We start from the raw sequence: 22,556 nt of genomic DNA, 5'->3' as shown, positions 1-22,556 counted from the left end.
AAGTGGGTGAGCACTGAAAAATCATATATACGGGTAGTAAATTTAAGAAAGGCCTCATTTTCACTCAATCAGGTGGTTGAGGCCGATCTGCTGATGCTCACTAATTCTTCCCAATATGAAAACACTTTTCCGCGCGACGCCTTCTGCACGAAGTCCGATAGGAGCAAAAAAGCTCAAACGCCTAGTCGGATTGACAGGTATCCTGTTGGGGTTACCAATGGCTGCTTGGGCCTCGGCACCAAATGCGGTAGACGACGCTGTTAATGTTCTTATTAGTTCGCAGTCAGTAACTATTAATGTACTGGCAAATGATGAGAGTGGCGGAGGCTTTTTTTCTGGTATAGCACCTAATGCTATTGATCCTACCTCAGTTAAGTTAGTTGGTACTGCTTCTAACGGCGGAACGTTCTCAGTGAATGCTAATGGGACTGTAACGTTTACAATGCCTAACCCTGTGATACCAAACACACGGTACCAAACTTCTATTAAGTATACTGTTAGTAACGTTGGTGGCCGATATCTAGGTACCCCGATTAGTCAGGAAGCTTCCAATCAAGCCACCATTACAGTAACAGTGGTAGTTCCGCCCGTCGCTAACAACATCCGGACGGGGGCAATGCCTAGCAACGCCGCTAACACGGCTATTGCTGCGCTGTCGGGTACGCCGGCTACGGGCAACACCATCACTGCTTTCAGCCTGAAAAGCATTCCTACTGGTGGTAAGCTTTTCCTGAATGCTACCACCGAAATTACCGCTGCCCGGAACCTGGCTTTTGCCGAAGGGAGCAAGCTAAGCTTTACGCCTAATGGCACCTCCGGCGAGCGTACGTTCACGTACACCGTCATCAACAACGACGGACTGGAGTCGGCTAACACGGCTACTTATACCATACCGGTTGCCAATATCCCACCCACAGCCGTCAACGACCCAATCGTAACCGTTGCGCGCAATCAAACGGCCATCGTCAATATCCTGGCAAACGACACGGATAGCGACGGGACGATCAATAAAACCACGGTAGATCTGGACCCCGACGTGGCGGATCTGCAGAAGGAGCGCACTGTAGCGGGGCAGGGTAAATTTACGGTTGATGCCGACGGGGTTGTCACGTTTGTTCCCGTCAACAACTTTGCCGGTATCAGCACCATAACCTACACGGTACAGGATAACTCCGGCCTGACATCTAACCGCGCAACGGTGCGGGTAGAAGTGAAAAACGTAACGACGGCCTTCGACGACAGTAATGAGGTAGAGAAGAACACCAAAATCTTCGGTAACGTAATTCTTAACGACATTGACCCCGAAAACACTGGCTTTACGGTAACATTGGTAACGCCAGTAGCCCACGGAACGCTGGTGCTGAACACGGACGGCTCGTACAACTATACTCCCGCCACGGACTACCTCGGCTCCGACAGCTTCGTGTACAAGGCGTGCGACAAAACGGGTGTTCCGCAGTGCGGCACCGCCACGGTGTCTTTGAACGTCTACGACCCCCGCATTCAGTGTATCTCAGCTACCGGCCCCAACCTGCTGACCAACTCCAGCTTCGAGTCGGGCAACGTGGGTTTCAACACCAACTATGAGTACAAGGAAAACCTGCCAGGTGTAAGCAATGAACTGGTGCCCGAAACTACTTATGGCATTGGGTCCAACGCTAGCGAGTACCATTATAACTTCCAGGGTAAAGGACACGGCACGGGCACAGCCAGCCTGGATGGTAACAACTTCATGATGATCAACGCCACTTCGGCCATCCGGACGTTGTACACCCAAACGTTTAAAGTAGAGCCAAACCGGTATTACACCTTCTCGGCCTGGTTCAACAACTTGCTGCCGCCTAACTCCAACGGCAAGTTCCCCGAAGTAGGCTTCGTGATTAATGGTGCTTCTACCTCGGGCACTATTGTAGTCCCCGAAACGCCCGACCAGTGGGTGCAGTACGCCGACGTTTGGTATTCCGGTAACAACACGACGGCCACCTTCGAAATCCGGAACTTGACACTTGACCGCGGCGGCAACGACATCGGTATCGATGACTTGTATTTCGGTACCTGTAATGCGGTGCCAGTAGCCTACAATACCACCACTACAGGCCTAGCCGTAAACGCATCGGTTTCGGGTATTGCGGCCATGAACGCTACCGACCCCGACGGTACTATCAGCACGTACACTATTACGGCGCTGCCAAGCTCGGGTACGCTATATGTTGATGGCAAGCCAGCCATCAGAGGAACTGCTTTTGCGGCCGCCCTCAACAGCAAGCTAACGTATCAGCCCGCGGCCAACTATAGCGGAAACGTTACTTTCAGCTTCGTAGCCACCGACAACAGCGGCTCGCTTAGCAATGAAGCTATCTACACCATTCCGGTGGGTAACAAAGCTCCGCTGGCAGAGGACGTCACTACTTCACCGGCTATTTCTAACGCAGCAGCGGCTACTAGCATCAACCCCCTCAAAGCCACTGATGGTGACGGTACCATCACCAAATACTTCATCACCAGTGCGCCTCAGGCCGCGCATGGCACACTGTATGTAGCAGGCGTGAAAGTGGGCACCACGCCTGTAGAGGTACTGCCGAGCCAGCTCACCCAACTCACCTTCGACCCCGCGGGGCTGTACGCAGGTAACGCTACGTTCACCTACTACGCCCTCGACAACGACAACAACCAGTCGAACACGGCCATTTACACCATTCCGATCAGCAACCAGTTGCCCGTAGCCCAGAACAAGAGCCTGACCGGTATGCGCAACACGTGGGGCACCACCCTGCTGAACCCCCTGGTAGCAACCGACGCGGATGGTACTATTGCTTCGTACACGATAGCTACCCTGCCTGCTAAAGGCTCCCTGACTCTGAACGGCGTAGCAATGGCAGTTAACCAGACCATTCGTCCTGAGCAGGCGTCTGAACTGTCGTACACGCCAGATCCAAAGGTTACCGGAAGCTACAACTTCACGTACTTCGCTACCGACAACCTGGGCGGAACATCTAATACGGCGGTTTACACCATTGGCACCAGTGGTCCATTGCCGGTTGAGTTAGTGGCCTTCGAAGCAAAAGCTGTGAATGGTACTGCTCTGTTGACCTGGAATACGGCCTCGGAGCTGCACAACGACCGGTTTGAGGTAGAACGCAGCTTCACTGGCACGGCTTTCACTACCGTGGGTACAGTAAAGGGTAGCGGCACCACCTCAAGCGGCGCCAAGTACCGCTTCACCGATGCCAACGTCTGGGCTAAGGGCACGGTATATTACCGCCTCAAGCAAGTAGATACCGACGGTACCGTGAGCTACAGCATGGTGCGCACGCTCACCTTCCGTCCCGAGCTGAACGCTGGCATCAGTGTGACGCCAAACCCAGCTAGTTCTGACGCTACGCTGGACCTGACGGCGCTGCCCGTAGGCCAGTACCAAGTGACGGTAGTAGATGCGGCTGGCCGCACCGTGTATAGCGCCATTCAGGCGGGTAGCCAAGTAGTGCAATTGAGCCTGAGCACCTGGCCTAGCGGCATATACATTGTGGTGGTACGTGGCGAGGCTGGCAAGTTTACCCAGCGTATTGCTAAGCAATAGACGACTTTCCTCTCCTACACAAAAAAAGCCCTGGCATGTAGCCAGGGCTTTTTTATTGCGCTCAGTATGTGGTGGGAGTGGCCTAGCTACTTGGCACACCGCCTAGTTCAGGGAAGTCTGACCTAAGTCTGTTACCTGCTCATTCGTAACGGTGATGCCCGTACGGGTTACCACTTTATAGGCGGGCTGGTTAGCGGGGGCGGTGGTGCTGGGGAAGAACTGCACTTTATAGGTGCCCGATGGAAGACCGCTCAACTGATAAGCACCCGATGCATCGGCGGCGGTGCTAAACGTATCAGGAACCGTGATGGAGGAGCGGATGGCCAACACCTGCGGCAGAGCGGCGGCGGGTGCTACGGTGCCGCGTAGGCCACCTTTAATAGCTTGCGCTACCACCCGAACAACCGGCTTTAACAGGTAGCGCTCTTTGCGGTCGTTGCCGGGCTTCCAGTTGCCGCGCTCTACAACAGACTTAGCTACATCAAAGTCAAGCAGGAGCTGGAAGGTTTCCCGCTCGCGCAGCGTAGCCTGGTCCAGCTTCAGCTTAACGCCGGAGGTCTGTCCGCTCGGGGTCTTGAGGTCATAGCGCTGGCCGTCGCGGCCAATAACGTAGCTGCCAGAGCCCAATACCAATCGAATTTCCTTCAGGTCGCCGGGGGCAAAGTCGGTGTTGACTAACAGAGCCGACTTGCCATTCACGTACTCCAGCACATTAATGGTCTGGGCCTTGAAGGGCAGTAACTGCCAACCGTCGGGGTTTGCCTCATCCTGCAGGTGCACTTCTACTTGCTGCACATCCAGCACCACGCTCTGATAGTCGCCGGGGGCATCCATCAGGCGTACTTCCAATTTCGAGGAACCAGCAGATTCGTTGTCTTTGCTGCAGCTAGCCAGGGCTACTGGTAAGGCTAGTGCCAAGGGGAGTAAGCGAAGGAGTTTCATTGGGAGGGGGAGAAATGTAGGAGAAGTAAAACAGAGGAGCCGGCACACGCTATAGTGTACCGGCTCCTCTGTTTCACAAGAAATTAGCCAAACTCCTCCGTAAAGGAGGGTTGGAAAATTTACATCATCTTAATTTCATGCTATCGGGCTGAGCGGCTGGGGCAGGCTCCGCCGCCTTTGGAGCTTCAGCGGGCTTAGCTGGCTGCGGTTTGGGCTTCCCGAACAGGATGTTGTTCAAGCCCTGTTTAGCCTGGTTTTGAAGCTTGCTTTGGGCTTCTAAGCGCCTTTTATCGAGCTCCAGCTTAGCCTTTTCAGCTAGTTCTTGCTGCTTGCGCTGCAACTCACGCTGCAAGCTGTCTTGGGCAACTTTGGCCTGGGCCTGGAGCTTGAGCTTGGCATCGTCCACTTTCGCCTGCACAATGTTGCTCACCAAATCCTTGGCCTGGGCTTTCACGCTGCCGGTCGTCAGCTTCACCTGCGGGTTGGCTACGGTGCCCCCAATGTTGAGGCCTAGCGTCACGCGGTCGGTACCCTGCAGGTTCTGAACACCGGTTAGGCTAGTGAGCTTGCTGTTTAGCTGGCTGCCGAGCTTACCCGTGGGCACGTTCAGGGCCGTGACGTACTCTAGGCCACCCGTACTCACATTATTTGAGCCACCCACTGTCATCTTGATCTGGCCGACCGTAAGATCGAAGGGCTTCACCACGAAGTTGCCGTTGATGATTTCGGCGGCTACATCCTTATTGTTTACCGCAAAACTCTTCAGCTCCTGAAATTGGGTGAGGCTACTGATCTTGTTAAGCACCGGCGAGTTGGCTACGGCGGCCCGTACCACTTCAAACAAGCCCTTGCCCGTGAGCGTGCTGTACTTGGGCATCATATCGGGTCCCATCTCACCACTCACGTTAAAGTTGGTGGAGAATACGCCTTCTAAGCTGCTAGCCAGCGGTACCAGCGTTTTGATAGAGTTGAAGGCTTGGAATGCATTCTGAAAGTTCAGGTTTTGAATCTTCAGGCCTAAATCAAACTTGGGGTGCGCCAGATTCTGGCTGCTGTAGCTGCCATTGGTGGCGAAGGAGCCGCCCAGGGTATTGAAGGTTAAGTTGTTGAGGGTAGCTACCTGGTTGCGCACCGTCACGGCACCCTTCACGTTGTCGAGCTTCAGGTTGTCGTAAATCACCTGGCCTACGGTGGTATTCAGCACTAGGTCAAACTCCTTCGGTATCTGGAGTACCCCTTCGGCTTTGGCCGGAGCTTGGCCAGTGGCTGCCACCGTGGGTTTCGCCGATACCTCATCTACCATCCATTCATTCACATTGAAGCGGTTGCTGTTCACGGAGAGCGTACCACGTAGGGGCTGGCCGGGCACAAACAGATAGCCCATGTAGTTGGAGATAGTGCCCGAGGCCGCGACATCCGACGAACCCAGGGAGCCCGTCATGTTCTGCAGTACAATCTTGTCGTTGTTGAAGGTAGCCGTGGCCTGGGTAACCTTCATACCCTGGGGCAGGTCTTTGCTCTTATAGGTTACGTTCTGAGCCTTTACCGTGCCCGAGGCCACTACCGTCTGATAGCGGCCGGCTTCAATGTCGGCCATGTTTCCCTTGGCGGCAATGTCGCCGTTGAGGCGGCCCGTTACGGTCATGCCCTCCAGCGGGAAAATCTTGGTGATTTTCGTTAGGTCAATTACGCCTTTTACATCGGTATCAAACCGCAGCTTATCTACGCCCTGGGTAGCTACCCGGCCCTCCAAGGGTTCCCCATCCAGCAGCATTCGGAACTGCGGAATGTCTACGTGGGTGTCGTTGAGCTGGCCGGTGGGGTTCGTGACGGTGCCATTCAGGGTCAGGTTCTCAATGGGAGCCGGAAACTGCTTGCTCTTCACGTAGCCGTTGGTCAGGTTCATCTTGGCCTGCACCACGGGCATCTGGGTTTTAGAATAGATGCCCTTGGCAGTGCCATCCACGAAGAGCTTGCCCCGCAGAATCAAATCTTGCACGGGGTATACCTTCATCATTTCGGCCAGGTCAACGTTGGCTTTCACGCGGCCATCTACCTTCATGGGCTCTAGGCCATCAATGGCCACGTTGCCGTCCACGGGGTTGGCGCCCAAGTCGAGGTGGAACTGCTTCACGTTTACCTTCACATTGTTCGTGAAGCCGGAAGGGTTATCCACGTTCATGTCTACGTTGATGTTGCGGGCTGCTTGGGGAAGGTCGGGGTACTTGAACGTGCCGTTCTTCACCTGCAGGTTCACGCCGTAACCGGGCATTTTGAGGGCATTCTGCACGCCCTTGAAGTAGCCATCGAATGCTACAGTACCCTCAGCCTTCATGTCCTTAAACTGCTCGGTGTAAGCACCAGGCACCAAGCTCAGGATGTTCTTGAAGTCGGTTTCCAGCGCCTTGAAGGTCAGGTCGTAGGTTATGTCGGTGGCATTGGGCAGGCCTACAGTGCCCTGGAAGGTGGCCGGGAAATCGTTGAGCTGCACCTTGTTGTCTTTGAAGGTGAACAGCATCTTCTCCAGGTTCATGGCCATGGTCACGTCGGCCGTCAGCTTTTTCTTGCTGATATAATCAGTGCCATCGTAGTTCATGGTGAACTGCTCGGCGGTGGTCTGGCTCACCATGTCAAACACATTACTTTCGAAGTCGCCGGAGCCAGTGTGGTTCACGTGGCGGGCTTCCATCGAAAACGGAATGCTGCGGTCGTCGTAGCGCAGGTGGCCATCATTGATCTTCCACCCCTTAATTGCCAGGTTCACGGCGGTAGTATCCTGCCCTTTAGAAGCGGCCGCCGAGTCAGACACGAACACGTCCCAGTTGGCGCGCCCGCTTTTGAGTACCCGCAAACTAATATCGGGCTGCTCCAGAGTTACATTTTTGATCTTAATCTGGTCGCCGCTGATTACGCTCATTAGGTCTAGGCCTACATCAAGGCGGGGCAGGTAGGCCAGGGTATCGCGAGCGAAGGAGTCCTGCCCAATAATGCGGAGCTGATCTAACCGCAGGGAAAGGTTGGGGAAAGTGCTCAGTAAGGTCACGTCCACGTTGCCGGGGTCGTACTGCACCTTGGCTTTCACGCGCTGAGCCAGCTGCTGGTCGAAGGCCTGCCTGATTTTGTCTTTGAATAGAAAAGGCGCGGCGGCCAGGGCGGCTACCAGCACCACCACAAAAATTAGGAGGCCAAGAAAAAACTTACGCATATAGATAAAAGGAAGGAGACGATAGGAGCCACTGCAAAGGCTGGGCCGCATATGGCCTAGACGGCAACAAGTAAACGACAATCGTTGACTGCTGAGGTTACCGAACGTTTAACAGAGGTAAAAACATCCGTCTTCGTTGCAACTAGCCAAGTGCAAAAATAGGCTAATACCGTACTGGCTTAGAGCCAAATGAGAGTACAGCCCTATTTATTTGCCTCCTAAAGAATGAGAGACTACTATTAAAGATGAAAGAATTGGCCACTTTAGTTCCGTGAAGTGGCCTAGCGGCCGTACCAAAGACCCGCTTTGGGCGTTAGAGTTTCCCGGTATGCGCCCCCATCGATTGTACTCCGTTTCTTCTTCCATGCTCCGACGGCTAACAGCTCTGGTAACTATAGGCTTAGGAATGGGCGGGGCCGCGCAGGCGCAGGATTTGTACTTCGCGCAGCCCTATGCCACGCGCATGTACCAAAACCCTGCTTACGCAGGCTTGCTCGACGACTACAGCCTCACGCTCAGCTACCGCAACCAGTTTCCTACTCTAGCCGGCACTTTCCAGACCAGCCAGTTAGCTGCCGACTACCGCCTCCGTGACCAGCGCAGTGCCGTAGGCCTGTTGGTGAATTATGACCGGACTGGCGGCATTGGCTATACGCGGTTTCAGGCGGGTGGCGTGTACGCGTATCATGCCCGCCTCACGGAGCAACTGAGTTTAAGCGGGGGCGCCTCCGTAAGTTACGGCTTGCAGCGCGTGAGCTATGGCAACTTAGTCTTCGGCGACCAGCTTTCCGATGACGGGATAATACGCGACCAAACGCTGGAAGTGGTAGACTATAAGCCGGTGCATTATTTCACGGCGGGCGTGGGGGGGCTGCTCTATACTGATAAGTTCTGGGTAGGGGCCTCGGCACACCACATCAACCAGCCCGATTTAGGCTTCGTGACCCAAACGCAACTACCGTTGCGCTTAAATTTTCAGGGCGGGTATAAATACTATTTTCTCAAGACCAACGTTAAGCAGGAGTTCAGAGAAATTAGCCTTTCTCCTACCGCATCTTACACCCACCAAGGAGGGTCGCAGCGGGCAGAGGCCGGGTTGTATTTTACTGCGACGCCCATTACGCTGGGAGCGGTTTACCGGGGCATTCCACTCCCGGGTTCTAGCCATCCGCAGCAGATTCTGACGGCTATTGCGGGGTTGAGCGTTGGTAGTTTTCGGCTCGGTTATAGCTACGATGTGAGTTTGAGTCAGTTTAGTGCTGATTTAGGAGGTGCTCATGAAATTTCTTTGAGCCTTCGAGAGTTTGACATGCTGGAAGCCGCTTGGCGACGTTTAAAACGACGGAATTACCCGTCAATTCCTTGTCCGGCGTTCTGAAAAGCCGTATCATTGCAGCAACTTGCCTTATCTAAAACCTTTTCTCACAGGTAGTTTCAACTCAATCATGAATTTCTCCAAGTACCTGCGCTTTGCTGTAGTTGGCGCCTGCGCGCTGGCAGCCTGCAAAGGCGGTCCGCCTACGGCCCAGAAACCCGGTAAGTACAGCTCCACCACGGGCATTGAGTACAACACCGAGGAAGGAATGAAAGTCGCGGACTACCAAGGCATTCCCGATGGACCCGGTCTGGTGTTTATCGAAGGTGGTCGTACCGTTCTAGGCTCCGCCGAAGAGGACGTTGCCATGACCCACGACAACCTCGAGCGTACTGTTACGCTGGCCTCGTTCTACATGGACGAAGCCGAGGTGGCCAACATCCACTGGCTCGAGTATCTGCACTTTGTGCGGAAGGACTCGGCCGAGGAGTTCTACCTGTCAGCTTTGCCTGACACCACGGTATGGGCCCGCGAGCTGTCGTTCAACGACCCCTACGTAGATTATTACCTGCGTTATCCCGGCTTCCGCTACTTCCCTGTAGTGGGTGTAAGCTGGCTGCAGGCTAACGACTATTGCACCTGGCGTACGGCTAAGGTAAACGAGCGCCTAGCTGGCGACGCTGATGACAGCGGCAGCAGCGGCGGCGGTGGCCTGTTCAAGCGTAAGAAGAAGGCGGATGCCGGTGCCGCAGCTGAAGGTACTTCAGAAGACGGTGGCAAGTCTAAAATTGCCATCGAAAACGGCAACACGCTGCCTAACTACCGTCTGCCCACGGAGGCTGAATGGGAATACGCTGCGCAGTCGCTGATCGGTACCCAGGAAACTGGCAACGAGAACCAGGAGAACAAGCGCATCTACCCATGGGATGGCCGCCAGGTGCGGAACTCCTACGGCAAGAAGATGGGCCAGTTCTTGGCTAACTTCAAGCGTGGCCGCGGTGACTATGCTGGTATTGCTGGCTCGCTCAACGACGGTGCTATGATCACGGAGTACGTGTATGCCTACCCACCGAACGATTACGGCCTGTACAACATGGCTGGTAACGTAAACGAATGGGTACAGGACATCTACCGTCCGCTCTCGTTTGAAGATGTGGAAGACCTGAACCCCTTCCGTCGTAACGGCTTCCTCGACCCTTCGGAGAAGTACGACAAGAAAGGCTACCAGTCACTCATCGACGACCACGTGCGCGTGTACAAAGGCGGTTCTTGGCGCGATGTGGCCTACTGGCTCTCGCCCGGTACGCGCCGCTTCATGGCCGAAGATTCAGCCACGGCTACCATCGGTTTCCGTTGCGCTATGATCAACGCCGGTTCCAACAAATAAGAACTACGGCTTCGTAATTGATCCAAACAAGAGAGCCACCTCGCAAGGGGTGGCTCTCTTGTTTTGTATAATCATGAGAAGCACCAGCGTGCCAAGCCAGTCTGTACTACTGTCGGTCGGCAGTGGCGATGGTAGCTATGCTAACTTCTGCGGCACCAGCTGCCAATAGTGCTGCCGCACAAGCTTCTAGCGTAGCCCCAGTTGTGAGAACATCATCCACAACAAGTACACGTTGACCAGCCACTGCAGCCGAGTCGGCAGCTTCAAACACGGTGGCTACATTTTGCCAGCGCTGGAGGCGGTTTTTGCGAGTTTGGGAGGAGGTGTGGGTGGTGCGGCGCAAAGCCGTGGCGTGCCAGGGGAGGCCTAGGCCAGTAGCCAAACCCTCCGCAAAGCTGTCGGCTTGGTTGTAGCCGCGCTTGGCCAGTTTGCGCGGGTGTAACGGCACGGGCACAAGTATGTCGAATTCAGGAGCAAACCCGGCTTCCAGCAACTCCTGCCCATACCAGTGGCCTAGCACCCGACCTACATCTTGCTGCCCTTGGTACTTCAGCTGATGCAACAGGTGCTGCACACGTCCATGGCGCAGGAAGCGCAGGTAACTCAGCGTGTGCTTAACGGGTAGCTTACCCCAAAAGCGCCGGGCCAGAGGGTTCTCGGCGGGCGGCAGCTTGTGATAGTCGGTGTAGGGAAGTTGGGCACGGCAGTGAGTGCAGATATGATCTTCGCCCCGCGCCAAGGGCTCATCGCAGGCTAGGCACACGCGCGGGAACAGCAGCGAAACGAAGTCGGATAGCAGCGCCGGAATAGGCATATCGGGAGATAGAAGCGAGCGGAGATATAAAAACACGAGTAGCTAACCTGAAGCAGACGAGCATCTTCCGCAGCGGGGTACTTATGCTGGTGAACTTCTCCCTAATTTTAAGTTTTAAATACGGTAATGAAAAGCACCCAGCGGCCGATAGTGGCCTAGTGCTCTAGTTATCGTCTTTTCCTTCACTCTGAACTTACGGACTACTTATGAGCCTCGTCACCGAATTCAATGACTACCGCCAGCGCATGAACGAAAAGATCATGGCGGCCGATAATAAGGTCATTAAGCGGTTTTTTAACCTCGATACGAATACCTACCAGGAAGGCGCGCTGTCGGTGAAAACCAAGGAGATTGTAGGCCTGGCCTGCTCCATGGTACTGCGCTGCGACGACTGCATCAAGTACCACCTCGGCAAGTGCTACGAGGAAAAACTCACGGATGAAGAGGTGTACGAGGTATTTGCCATTGCCAACCTCATTGGGGGCAGCATCGTGATTCCGCACTTCCGCCGTGCCGTGGAATATTGGGAGGCCCTGAAGGAAGAGTCGGCCACGCCGGCCCCCATTCACGCCGAGCACCAGGCCTAGGCCATGCTGAATCCAGAGGAAACCGAAGCGCAGTTTGAGCAGCGCTGGTGGGAACTGATGAACCAGATGCGCGAGCGGTTCGGTAAGAAGCCCGACATGAATGCGCTGCTTCTGCTCATCGGTGTGCAGGAGCTAGGCCAGGGTGCCGGCCCCTTCACCAAGGAGCAGAAGCAGGACCTAATGCACATTGCCACCTGTAAAATCTTCAGCTACTCCGGCTACTACGAGCTCGACCACGTCGACGAGGAAGGTTGGCCCCACTACCGCTTAGTGCGCCCTGTGCCCTTCGCCAACCTAAAGGAGCAGGAGCGCATGCTCAAGTGGCACGTGCTGGAGTACTTCGACGCGCAGGAGGACGAATAAATTGTTTACTAGCCCGTCATGTCGAGCTTGTTGAGGCATGACGGGCTATAGAGCTGTTTTTAGTGAAAATCATTTCCTACAACGTTAACGGGCTTCGTTCCGCGCTAAGTAAAGGGCTGCTAGACTGGGTGCGCGAGGCTAATCCGGACGTACTGTGTCTGCAGGAAATCAAGGCTGGGCGGGAGCCGCTGGATGTGTCGGGGTTTGAGGCTATGGGCTACCACGCCTACTTGCATCCGGCACAAAAGCCCGGCTACAGTGGGGTAGCCACGTTCAGCAAGCAAGTGCCGCTGAATGTGGTGCATGGCTGCGGCACGGCCCTCTACGATGACGAGGGCCGGGTGCTACGGCTTGATTTCCCCGACTGCTCGGTGCTGAACGTATACATGCCCTCCGGCACCAGCGGCCCCGAGCGACAGGCGTTTAAGGTAGAGTGGCTGCACTTCTTCCGGCGCTACGTGCGGGAACTGCAGGCAGCCGGAGCCCCGCCGCTGGTTATTGGAGGCGACTTCAACTGCTGCCAGCGCGACATCGACCTGCATAACCCCAAGGCCAACCAGCAAAGCCCCGGCTTCACCCCCGAGGAGCGGCAGTGGTTCGCCGATTTCCTGCAAGATGGCTTCGTGGACACTTTCCGCCACCACCACGGCGACGCCGTAGGCCACTATTCTTGGTGGACGTACCGTGCCGGCGCCCGCGCCCGCAACGTAGGCTGGCGCCTCGACCACTTACTGGTAGATAAAGAACTGGTGCCGCGCGTGCATGAAGCTCATTTGCTGCGCGACGTAGTGCACTCCGACCACTGCCCCACACTGGTGGAGTTCAGCAGCTAGGCAGTGGCCCTACGTGGCGCACTTAACCCAAGTAGCACGTCATCCTGAGTACAGCGAAAGATCTTATTGCGTTGAAGCAACTGGCCTAGCGCCTCGTGCTCCCGTGACAAGATCCTTCGCTGCACTCAGGATGCCGTGCTATGTAAGGGGCTACCCGGCCAGCAACATCTCCGCCACCTCACGGCCGGTAGCAATGGCGGCGTTGAGCGAGGGGTAAGAGGTGTAGTCGCCGCAGCGGTAAAGGGTATCGGCAACTTTCAGGGTTTGGCGGGCAGGCTGGCCGGCCGCGTACACGGGCAGCGCCTGCGGAATGAAGTAGGTGCGCAGGTGGCGCCATTGGCTCACTTGCGGGCCAAACCAAGCCGTAAGCTCCTGAAGCAGACGGCCCGTCAACTCCTCTTCGGCTAGGCCATGTTCGCCCTGAGTGCTAACTGAAACCAACGTTTGCCCGAAGGGCGCATAGTCGGGGGAAACATCCGAGGAGAAGCTCACATTATGCGCCAGCGCATCGGGGGCGGCATTGAGGCGCAGCAGCTTATCGTGGCGGGCGGGGGAGTGAGGGGCCGCGAAATAGGTGCAGGTAGTGCGGCGCCAGGTAGTGGCGGGCGCCTCATCAGAAGGGGGTAGAAGCTTTTTGGCGGCTTCGCCATCTACGGCTACTACCACGGCAGCCGCCTCAATGGTTTCGTCGGTCCAGAGGCGCACGGTGTTGCCGTTGATGGCATCCACGGGCGAGTTAAGCCGGATGGTGCCGGCAGGCAAGCGTTGGGCAAGCTGCTCCGGAATCTGCTGGATGCCCAAAGCGGGCACAACAGCATCACCTTGGGCAAATTGCTGGAACACAAACTCAAAGAAGTTAGCCGCCGTGGTCAGGCTACGGTCCAGGTACACGCCGCCGAAGAAGGGCCGGAAGAAGTTGTCGATGATCTGCTCGCTCCAGCCATACTCTCGCAAAAACGCGAGAGTGTCTTGGGTGTTGGTGGAGTTGCGGCTGATAAGCTGCCCGCTGGTGTACTGGCTTACATGGCGCGTCAGGCTCAGAATGCGGAGTTTGTCTTCTAGGGTGCCAATGGGCGAAAGCAGGGAAGTAAAGGCCGCAGTAGGTTTCTGCAGCGGGTTCTGCACTGTTGTTTCGCGGCCATCAGCGAGCCGGATAACAGCTCCCGAGCGAAAGGCTTTCAAATTAAGAGCCCCGTAGTCAATGAGATGCTGTACCTCGGGGTACTTAGTGAGCAACACCTGAAAGCCCCGATCCAGCCGGAAGCCTTCGGGGGTGATATCCGTCCGGACGCGGCCCCCAACGGCGTCGCTGGCTTCGAGTACCAGCACCCGACGGCCAGCGCGGTGGAGGTAGCAGGCGCAGGCCAGCCCGGCCATGCCGGCCCCGATGATAACTATAGGAGCGGAAGAAGACATTAGAAGAGAGTAAGATGGCAGTGGTATTCGTGCCAGCAGTTAAGTAGCAACGTAACTAAGGCGCGGGCTGCGGGCTTTTAGGCGTACAGGCCGGCTGGATTTTAACCTGCTCGGCCTGACTATAGTTGTCCCAGTCAGTGATATAAATGGTAGACTGGTTGGTGTAGTACAGGCCCGTGCCCCTGATCATACCGCTGGAGAACCGGCCTTTCCGGAAGTTTTCCTGGGCTAAAATTTTCTGCTGGCCCTTTACCTCTTTCACCTCCTTCACCAGCCATCGGCCTTCAGGCATACCGTTGAGTACTGGCCCTCCCATCCACACACCTTCTTCTACCCGGTACCACGTGCCGTTGCCGTTCGTGGCCAATTGCTCGCCCGCCTCATTCCAAAATTGCTGCACCAGCAGCAGGCTGCCGTCGCCGAAGCTCAGGACCTGCCGTTTTGCGCCCGAGGGATACCAGTAGGCCCAGTTGCCAATCATGCGGCCGTTGCGGTAGTTGCCACTAGCGGCCAGCGTCCCGTCTGGATGGTAAATTTCGAAAGGCCCCTCTTTGCGCCCTGCTGCATTGTAGGCCCCCTTGAGAGCAGGCTTGGTGTTGTTGAGCCAGTAGTCGCGCACAAAGCCCCGGAAGCGCCCTGTAGCGCTATCTACCTTGGCCTCCCGCCAAATAACGGCACAACCTGGTAGCGTCAGCTCATAGTCCTGGCTGTAAAAGAACGCCGCACTATCTCGGCCCAGCACGCGGTAATACTGGGAGAGGCGGTAGGAGGGTGGCGCGGTAGAATCAGGCGCGGCAGCGCGCTGCTTCTGTGCCTGTACAGGCACGCTGGCTAGCGAGGCCAGCAACCCAGCTAGTATACAAGTAGTAAAGCGGTGCCCCATAGCATAGTGTACAGTTGAGATAATAGAGACGCTCAGGTATAATAGAATGTTGCCGAGGTACAAGCGGCCGTCTAGGCCAGTGGCATGCGGGAGGGGCGAACAATACCAGACGCTAAAAAAGCGGCTTGCGCTTCTTCATGATCTTGCGCGTCTTCATGGTGTACAACTCCGCTACGCCCGCTCGCTTCAGGTTCACGCGCCACACCCCCATGGCATCGCCCACCTTATAGCCCGTAGCTTGGTCTTGGGAGTATTGCTTTTTGATGAGGGCATAATCGGCGGGCTTGATATCCTGACCGACGGTGCCGTGGCAGCGCAGGCACAGCGCGTCATTCAGCACCACGGGACGCTGGTAGGTGAATTCCTCCGCCGAGAGCCGGGCCACGCGGCGTGCCGTGTCGGTGGGTACCAGCTCTGCGGGCGTTAGAGTTGCCCGGTGCGCGGGGTTGCGTGGGCGCGGGCTCACCCAACTCAGCGAGCCCTGCAGCACTTTCGCCACTGAATCAACTTCAAGGAAGGTCATGGGGCGGCAGTAGGGCAGGGCCGCGGCCACCCCGCCTTCCTGAAGCTTTTCAGCCAGTATGCGGCGTAGCTCCCGGTCGGCGGTATTAGTTAAGGAGTCGCCGCCCCAGCGGGTGGCCCGGAGTAAATCGGCGGGCATGATGCGCTTCACCTGCCAGTTCTCGGCCTCCACGGCCAGCTCTTTGGTGTTGCTGAGATGCTCAATCTGGTCGGGGCGGCAGGCGGGGAGCAGCAGACAAAGCAGGGCGGCGCGGAGGATAGTACGCATAAGGCGGGTGGCAAATGGAGGCGAAAAGGTAACAGCCAGCCGCCAGAAATGTCATCCTAGGCCACTACCTTTTCCAGCAGGAACGCCCGCAACGCCTCATACTCCGGCTGCAGCGTAATGCTGTGCTTAGGCTTACGCAGGAGTTCATTTAACGCGGCTGGCACCGGCACCGGCTGGCCGGTGGCTGGCTCCACAGCTTCCGGAAACTTCACCGGGTGGGCCGTTTCCAGGAAGATGCCCCGCGCCTCCGGGTTCTGACTCAGGTAGTCTTCCAAAGCGAAGTAAGCTACCGCCCCGTGCGGATCAGGTAGATACCCCGTCTGCTCGTACACTCGCTGGATGGTAGCGGCCGTATCAGCATCCGACACGGAATAACCCGTCAGGAGTTGCTGAATGACGGGGTGCTCGTGCCCGAACAGCTCCAGAATGCGCCCGAAGTTGCTGGGGTCGCCTACATCCATAGCGTTAGAAAGCGTGGCCACGGCGACTTGGGCGGAGTAATTGCCCGAGCGCAGGTAAGCGGGCACCGCATCGTTGGCATTGCAAGCTGCCACAAAGTGCGCCACTGGCAGCCCCGACACGTAGGCCAGTAGCCCCGCGCACAGGTTGCCAAAGTTGCCGCTAGGCACCGCCACCACGGGCGGCGCGGCTATACTAGGCCACTGGGCTAGGGCATAGCAGTAATACACCTGCTGGGGCAGCCACCGGGCCACGTTGATGGAGTTGGCAGAGGTGAGGCGGCGCCGGCTCATCAGTTCCGTGTCCCGGAACGCCTGCTTCACCAGCCGTTGGCAGTCGTCGAAGTTGCCGTCTACCTCCAGGGCCGTGATATTCTGGCCTAGCGCCGTGAGCTGCTGCTCCTGCACTGGGCTCACCTTGCCGGAAGGGTAGAGGATAACTACCTCCACGCCTGGCACGCCCAGAAACCCGCTGGCTACTGCCCCACCGGTATCACCGGAAGTAGCCACCAGCACCGTAACCGGACGTGTTTCGTGGCGGGAAAAGTAACCCAGGCACCGGCTCATAAACCGCGCCCCTACGTCCTTGAAGGCCAGCGTAGGCCCATGAAACAGTTCCAAGGCGCTGATGTGGTCGGTAACGGGCACCAGCGGAAACGGGAAGTCCACGGCCTCCGCGCAGATGCGGCGCAGCTCTGCTTCGGGAATGGTGTCGCCCACGTAAGGCTGCAGCACCGTGTAGGCCACTTCCGCTTGGCTCAGCTCTGGAAGCCGTTCCACAAAGCCCGCCGGAAAGCGCGGAATGGTTTCAGGAAAGTAAAGGCCCCCATCGGGAGCTTGGCCTGCTATTGTGGCGGCCCGGAAATCAACGGATTCGGTTTGGCGGTTGAGGCTATAGTAACGCATGCGAGAAAGCAGTAAGGTGAAGTGGCTAGGCCGCTAGTAAATCCGGCAGCCCTGCTGGTTAATGGTCGTCAGATAGGTATGATGGTCGAGGCCTAGGGCAGTATATACTTCCCGCATCACCACCTCCACAGCTTGCGCCGTAGCTTCCTCCCGGCTCAGCATAAACAACGACGGGCCTGAGCCAGAGATACCGCCGCCCAGCGCGCCTGCCTCGCGGCTGCGCTCCTTCACTTCAGCAAAGCCCGGAATCAGAATGCTACGCACCGGCTCAATAATCACATCTTCAAGGGAGCGGCCAATCAGGTCGTAGTCCAACTGTAGCAAGCCTGCCACCAGTCCCGCCACGTTGCCCCACTGCCGAATAGCATCCTTAAGTGGCACTTCCTGCTTGAGAATCTGCCGGGCATCCGAGGTTTTAATTTCAATCTGTGGATGCACCACCGTCACAAACAAGGGCGGTGCCGCCAGTGGCACGATATCCGGCAGCGGCGTAGTGGCCCGGATCAGCGTGACGCCCCCGTAAATGCCCGGCGCAATGTTGTCGGCGTGCCGCACCCCGGAGGCTACTTCTTCGCCATACATGGCAAAGTCTACCAGCTCAGTCTTGCTGAATCGTTCTCCCAGGAGCCGGTTAGCCCCTACTACGGCCCCCGCCGCGCTGGCGGCGCTGCTGCCAATGCCGCTGCCCGGCTTGATGGCTTTGTTGATGCGCACTTCTACCCCCACTGGCTCCGGCACGGCCCGCAGCAGCGCCAGTAGCGCGGCCCCGGCCACGTTGCGGGTAGGTTCCGTGGGGAGGTCGTAGTTGTCTTCGTTGATGATGGTTACGCCCGGCTGCTCCGTCAGGCGCAGGTGCATGGTGTCGTTTGGTTCGCTCAGCGCGAAGCCCAGCACGTCAAACCCACATACCACATTGGCCACAGTGGCCGGAGCCAGCACGGTAACAGAATCAGAGAAGTTCATAGGTGTTCAAGTCGATAATCAAAGGGCCGTCATGCTGAGCGAAGTCGAAGCATCTCTACCGCTTCGCCCTCACGTTAGAAGTTAGCCAGAGGTAGAGATGCTTCGACTTCGCTCAGCATGACGTTCTAAATTCATTAAATAAGCACGAGGTTACGACTATTGCACCGCCCGTAAAATATCCGCAAATACCCCCGAGGCCGTTACGTCGGCCCCGGCGCCTGCTCCCTTGATGACGAGGGGTTGCTCTATGTAGCGGTTGGTGAAGAACAGTACGGCGTTGTCCTTGCCTTGGAGGGCGTATAGGTCGTGACCGGGGGCAATGGACTGCAGGCCTACGCGCGCTTGACCGTCGCGGTAGCGGGCCACGAAGCGGAGCTTCTCGCCTTTCTCAGCTGCCGCGTCATACAAAGCCCGGAAGTGTGGCTCGTGCACGGCCAGCTGCTCGTAGAATGCGGCCACGTCGCCTTCTAGGCAGGAGGCCGGCAAGAAGGAGTCGTTTTCGATGTCGCTGAGCTCCAACTGCTGGCCCGACTCCCGAGCCAGAATCAGGATTTTGCGGGCCACATCAACTCCCGTCAGGTCCAGCCGCGGGTCGGGTTCGGTGTAGCCTTCGTTCTGGGCTTGGCGCACCACCTCGGCAAAGGGGCGGGTACCATCGTAGTTATTAAACACGAAGTTGAGCGTGCCCGAGAGCACGGCCTCGATGCGGTGCACCTCGTCGCCGCTGCGCAGTAGATCGTTCAGTGTCCCGATGACCGGTAGGCCCGCGCCCACGTTGGTTTCAAACAGAAATTGGGTGTTGAAGTCACTGGCCAGAGCTTTGAGGCGGGCGTAGGCCACATAGTCGGAAGATGCGGCCACTTTGTTGCAGGCCACCACCGCCACCGAGCGGGCTAGCAGCGGGGCGTAGCACGTGGCTACGTCGGCGCTGGCCGTCACGTCCACGAATACCGTGTTACGCAGGTTCAGGGCCAGCAACTGCTCCGTGAGGGTAGGCAAATCCAGGGGCTGACCTGCCGCCAGGGCTTGCTGCCAATTTGCTAAGTCGAGGCCTTCCTCGTTTAGTACGAAGCGGGAGCTGTTAGCAAGGCCTACCACCCGCAGGTTCAGGCGCAGCTTCTCGCGCATCCAGGTTTGCTGCCGGGCCAGCTGCTCCAATAGTTTGCTGCCCACGTTGCCCACGCCCGCTACCACCAGGTTCACTTGGCGCGTGGTGGCCTCGAAGAACGTCTCGTGGAGCACGTTGCTGGCCTTGCGCACGTCCTGCTGCCGGATAACGGTGGAGATATTCTTCTCCGAGGAGCCCTGAGCAATAGCCCGGATGTTGATACCATTGGTGCCCAGCGCCGAAAACATGCGCCCACTGATGCCGGGGTGGTCCTTCATCTGGTCGCCCACCAGCGCCACAATGGCTAGGCCACCTTCCAGAGCCAGCGGGTCGAGGCGGCCGTTGCTGATTTCGGCCGCAAACTCCGCGTCGGCGGCCTGTTTGGCCCGGGTGGCTTCGGCCTCACTTACCGCCACCGAGATAGAGTGCTCCGAGGAGCTTTGCGTGATGAGAATGACGTTGACCTGCTCCCGGGCCAGGGCCGCAAACAGCCGCCGCGAGAAGCCCGGAATGCCCACCATCCCGCTGCCCTCCAGCCGCACTAAGGCTACTGGCCCAATGCTCGACAGCCCTCGCACAATGGCCTTGTTAGCTGGAGGCTCTACTTCTACTAGCGTCCCAGCATCCTCGGGCGCAAACGTATTCTTGATCCAGAGCGGAATGCCTTGCTGGCGCACCGGCTGAATGGTAGGCGGATATAGCACCTTGGCCCCGAAGTGCGAAAGCTCCATGGCCTCCTGGTAGGAGATGCGCGGAATAGGCCTAGCGTGCCGCACCAGCCGTGGGTCGGCCGTCATCATGCCACTCACGTCCGTCCAGATTTCCAACTGCTCAGCCCCTAGCGCACCCGCAAAAATGGCGGCCGTGTAGTCGGAGCCACCGCGGCCCAGCGTGGTAGTGCTGCCGCTGGCCTCCGAAGCCACAAACCCCGGCGCTACCAGCAGCGGCACCCCAGCTGCCGCCACTGACTCCTGAATCTGCTGGTTCGTTACGCCGAAGTCTACCGCCGCGTGGCCATACTTGGCATCGGTGCGGATAAGCTGCCGGCTGTCTAGCCACTGGTGGGCCACTCCACGGGCCGCTAGACCAGCTGCCACCACCCGTGACGACAGCAATTCTCCGTAGCTCACCAGCCGGTCGAGGGTGCGAGGGGAAAGCTCGCTCAGCGCGAATATGCCGTCGCAGAGGCTTTCCAGCTCATTGCAATGCGTTTTCACGAAGCTGAGCACGGCGCTTTGGCCCGTGATGGGCAACAGCCCGCGTACCACTTCTAGGTGGCGCTCCTCTAGGTGCCGCAGCTGCTCCCGGTACTGCCCATCGGTGGCCGCGGCCCGCCGTCCGGCCTCAATCAGTGCATCGGTCACGCCCCCCAGCGCCGACACCACCACTATGGTGGTCGTGCGACGGGCGGCAGCCTCTGCCAGGGTTAACACTCGCTGAATATTCTCGGCCGTAGCCACCGATGAACCTCCGAATTTGAGAACCTGCATAATGTGTTGACATGAAAAAGCCCGCATCGGCCCGGTAGCTCCCTGGTGGGGCTTTCCGGCGAAGCGGGCGGCGAAGAATCTAAGGTGTAAGAGAAATCCGCAGCCCGCTTAGCGGGTTGTTGTCACGGTTGTCCCTGTAATAATGACCGGGTGGGCCATTACCATGCGGGGTGAAACAAAAAGGGCTCGGAGCGAGGCCATACGTGCGGGTTTGTGGCGGTAAGCTAGGAATTATTCTGAAAGAGCAATGTTTATCAATTAGTTAATTCTACAATTTCTACGGGAGAACAAACGGTAAGGATTATTCCGCTCGGAATGACAAACTACTACGCTGCCAGCTAGTTCGCCCGCATTCAGGGACGGATTCGTTTGCGTACCTTTGCACTCCCAATATCATTTCTGCAGGCACGATGCTAGATAAACTAGAGGCCATCCAACAGCGCTTCAACGACGTAAGCGAACAGCTCACGCACCCCGACGTCATGAGCGACATGAAGCGCTTCAAGACGCTCAATAAAGAGTATAAGGATCTGAATAAGATCGTGGTCGAGTATAGGGCCTACCAGAATGTGCTGGCCAACATCGACGGCGCCAAGGAAGTTATTGCTACCGAAAAGGACGAGGATTTCCGCCAGATGGCGAAGGATGAGCTGGAAACGCTCTATCCCGAGCAGGAGCGCCTGGAGTCGGTGATTAAAGACTTGCTGATTCCGAAGGATCCTAACGATTCCAAGGACATTATCATGGAAATCCGGGCCGGTGCGGGTGGCGACGAGGCCGCTATTTTCGCCGGCGACCTGCAGCGTATGTACATGCGCTTCGCCGAACGCCAAGGCTGGAAAATGGAGCTTGTGGACGCTACCGAGGGCACCTCGGGCGGTTACAAAGAAATTATCCTGGCCGTGAAAGGCGAGGACGTGTACGGTAAGCTCAAGTTTGAGTCGGGCGTACACCGCGTGCAGCGCGTGCCGGCCACTGAAACCCAGGGCCGCATTCACACCTCGGTAGCTTCTATCGTGGTGATGCCGGAAGCCGAGGAACTCGACGTAGAAATCGATATGAACGAGGTGCGTAAGGACCTGTTCATGTCGTCGGGCCCTGGTGGTCAGTCGGTTAACACCACTTACTCGGCCGTGCGCCTCACGCACTTACCCACGGGTATCGTGGCGCAGTGCCAGGACCAGAAGTCCCAGCTCAAGAACTTCGACAAGGCCCTGCAGGTACTTCGCTCGCGCCTCTACGAGATTGAGTTGGCCAAAAAGAACGAAGCCGAAGGCGCAGCCCGTAAGAGCATGATCGGGGGCGGCGACCGTTCCGACAAGATTCGCACGTACAACTACCCCCAGGGCCGCGTAACCGACCACCGCATTGGCTATACCGTGTATAACCTGACCAGCGTAATGGACGGCAACATCGACGATTTCGTGGAGCAGCTGCGCCTCGCCGAAAGCGCCGAACGCCTAAAAGAAGGAGTGGCCTAGGTGCACTAAGTCAGCCGTCAACCCGTTGTCATGCTGAG

The 22,556-nt window shown here is 57.3% G+C and carries 16 protein-coding genes and 1 pseudogene; 8 read left to right on the top strand and 9 right to left on the bottom strand.

Features of this window, described 5'->3' with window-relative positions:
* Window positions 1-115: 115 nt before the first annotated feature.
* Together EU557_RS26140 and EU557_RS21585 are read left to right on the top strand one after the other, a co-directional pair.
* A pseudogene (locus EU557_RS26140) lies at window positions 116-562 on the top strand (Ig-like domain-containing protein); the annotation flags it as partial.
* Window positions 563-574: 12 nt separating this feature from the next.
* Window positions 575-3,577 (top strand): Ig-like domain-containing protein, encoded by a 3,003-nt coding sequence (locus EU557_RS21585; protein WP_245326347.1) that lies wholly within the window; start codon window positions 575-577, stop codon window positions 3,575-3,577.
* A 102-nt stretch (window positions 3,578-3,679) separates the two neighbouring features.
* On the opposite strand, the gene EU557_RS21580 is transcribed toward EU557_RS21585, so the two are convergent.
* Both EU557_RS21580 and EU557_RS21575 read right to left on the bottom strand, forming a co-directional pair.
* On the bottom strand, window positions 3,680-4,519 hold the full coding sequence (locus EU557_RS21580; RefSeq protein WP_135532562.1) for a DUF4382 domain-containing protein: 840 nt from the start codon (window positions 4,517-4,519) through the stop codon (window positions 3,680-3,682).
* Window positions 4,520-4,643: 124 nt separating this feature from the next.
* Window positions 4,644-7,724 carry an AsmA family protein gene (locus tag EU557_RS21575; RefSeq protein WP_135532561.1) on the bottom strand — a complete coding sequence of 1,027 codons (3,081 nt, stop codon included), beginning with the start codon at window positions 7,722-7,724 and terminating at the stop codon, window positions 4,644-4,646.
* A 364-nt stretch (window positions 7,725-8,088) separates the two neighbouring features.
* Here EU557_RS21575 and EU557_RS21570 point away from each other — a divergent pair, with 364 nt between their 5' ends.
* The gene (locus EU557_RS21570) at window positions 8,089-9,102 is read left to right on the top strand and encodes a PorP/SprF family type IX secretion system membrane protein (RefSeq protein WP_167855304.1); all 1,014 of its coding nucleotides are present in this window, start codon (window positions 8,089-8,091) and stop codon (window positions 9,100-9,102) included.
* Window positions 9,103-9,169: 67 nt separating this feature from the next.
* A complete protein-coding gene (locus tag EU557_RS21565; RefSeq protein ID WP_210116106.1) occupies window positions 9,170-10,426 on the top strand; it encodes an SUMF1/EgtB/PvdO family nonheme iron enzyme in 1,257 nt (418 codons plus the stop codon).
* Between the two features lie 106 nt (window positions 10,427-10,532).
* Here EU557_RS21565 and EU557_RS21560 read toward each other — a convergent pair whose 3' ends face one another.
* Entirely contained in the window at window positions 10,533-11,240 is a 708-nt protein-coding gene (locus EU557_RS21560) for a ComF family protein (RefSeq protein ID WP_135532559.1), read from the bottom strand.
* A gap of 206 nt (window positions 11,241-11,446) precedes the next feature.
* On the opposite strand from EU557_RS21560, the gene EU557_RS21555 reads away from it, so the two are divergent.
* From EU557_RS21555 to EU557_RS21545, 3 genes are all read left to right on the top strand, one after another.
* Window positions 11,447-11,827: a carboxymuconolactone decarboxylase family protein gene (locus tag EU557_RS21555; RefSeq protein ID WP_135430064.1), complete on the top strand. Its 381-nt coding sequence runs from the start codon at window positions 11,447-11,449 to the stop codon at window positions 11,825-11,827.
* Window positions 11,828-11,830: 3 nt separating this feature from the next.
* A complete protein-coding gene (locus tag EU557_RS21550; protein WP_135532558.1) occupies window positions 11,831-12,190 on the top strand; it encodes a hypothetical protein in 360 nt (119 codons plus the stop codon).
* A gap of 62 nt (window positions 12,191-12,252) precedes the next feature.
* Window positions 12,253-13,023, top strand: coding sequence for an exodeoxyribonuclease III (locus EU557_RS21545; protein ID WP_135532557.1), 771 nt, complete (start codon window positions 12,253-12,255; stop codon window positions 13,021-13,023).
* A gap of 150 nt (window positions 13,024-13,173) precedes the next feature.
* On the opposite strand, the gene EU557_RS21540 is transcribed toward EU557_RS21545, so the two are convergent.
* The 6 genes from EU557_RS21540 to thrA all read right to left on the bottom strand — a co-directional run bounded on the left by EU557_RS21540 (window position 13,174) and on the right by thrA (window position 21,037).
* Complete coding sequence (locus tag EU557_RS21540; RefSeq protein WP_135532556.1) at window positions 13,174-14,439, bottom strand: protoporphyrinogen/coproporphyrinogen oxidase; 1,266 nt, start codon at window positions 14,437-14,439, stop codon at window positions 13,174-13,176.
* Window positions 14,440-14,494: 55 nt separating this feature from the next.
* Window positions 14,495-15,322, bottom strand: coding sequence for a toxin-antitoxin system YwqK family antitoxin (locus EU557_RS21535; RefSeq protein WP_135532555.1), 828 nt, complete (start codon window positions 15,320-15,322; stop codon window positions 14,495-14,497).
* A 112-nt stretch (window positions 15,323-15,434) separates the two neighbouring features.
* Window positions 15,435-16,112 carry a c-type heme family protein gene (locus tag EU557_RS21530; RefSeq protein WP_135532554.1) on the bottom strand — a complete coding sequence of 226 codons (678 nt, stop codon included), beginning with the start codon at window positions 16,110-16,112 and terminating at the stop codon, window positions 15,435-15,437.
* 56 nt (window positions 16,113-16,168) lie between these two features.
* Complete coding sequence (gene thrC, locus EU557_RS21525; RefSeq protein ID WP_135532553.1) at window positions 16,169-17,476, bottom strand: threonine synthase; 1,308 nt, start codon at window positions 17,474-17,476, stop codon at window positions 16,169-16,171.
* Between the two features lie 33 nt (window positions 17,477-17,509).
* Window positions 17,510-18,439, bottom strand: coding sequence for a homoserine kinase (locus EU557_RS21520; protein ID WP_135532552.1), 930 nt, complete (start codon window positions 18,437-18,439; stop codon window positions 17,510-17,512).
* Between the two features lie 156 nt (window positions 18,440-18,595).
* Window positions 18,596-21,037, bottom strand: coding sequence for a bifunctional aspartate kinase/homoserine dehydrogenase I (thrA, locus tag EU557_RS21515; protein WP_135532551.1), 2,442 nt, complete (start codon window positions 21,035-21,037; stop codon window positions 18,596-18,598).
* 410 nt (window positions 21,038-21,447) lie between these two features.
* On the opposite strand from thrA, the gene prfA reads away from it, so the two are divergent.
* Window positions 21,448-22,518 carry a peptide chain release factor 1 gene (gene prfA, locus EU557_RS21510; protein WP_135532550.1) on the top strand — a complete coding sequence of 357 codons (1,071 nt, stop codon included), beginning with the start codon at window positions 21,448-21,450 and terminating at the stop codon, window positions 22,516-22,518.
* The last annotated feature ends 38 nt before the right edge of the window (window positions 22,519-22,556 follow it).

Origin of the sequence: Hymenobacter wooponensis, assembly GCF_004745865.1 — a bacterium.
Taxonomy (GTDB): domain Bacteria; phylum Bacteroidota; class Bacteroidia; order Cytophagales; family Hymenobacteraceae; genus Hymenobacter; species Hymenobacter wooponensis.
This window is presented reverse-complemented; position numbering and strand designations above follow the sequence as displayed.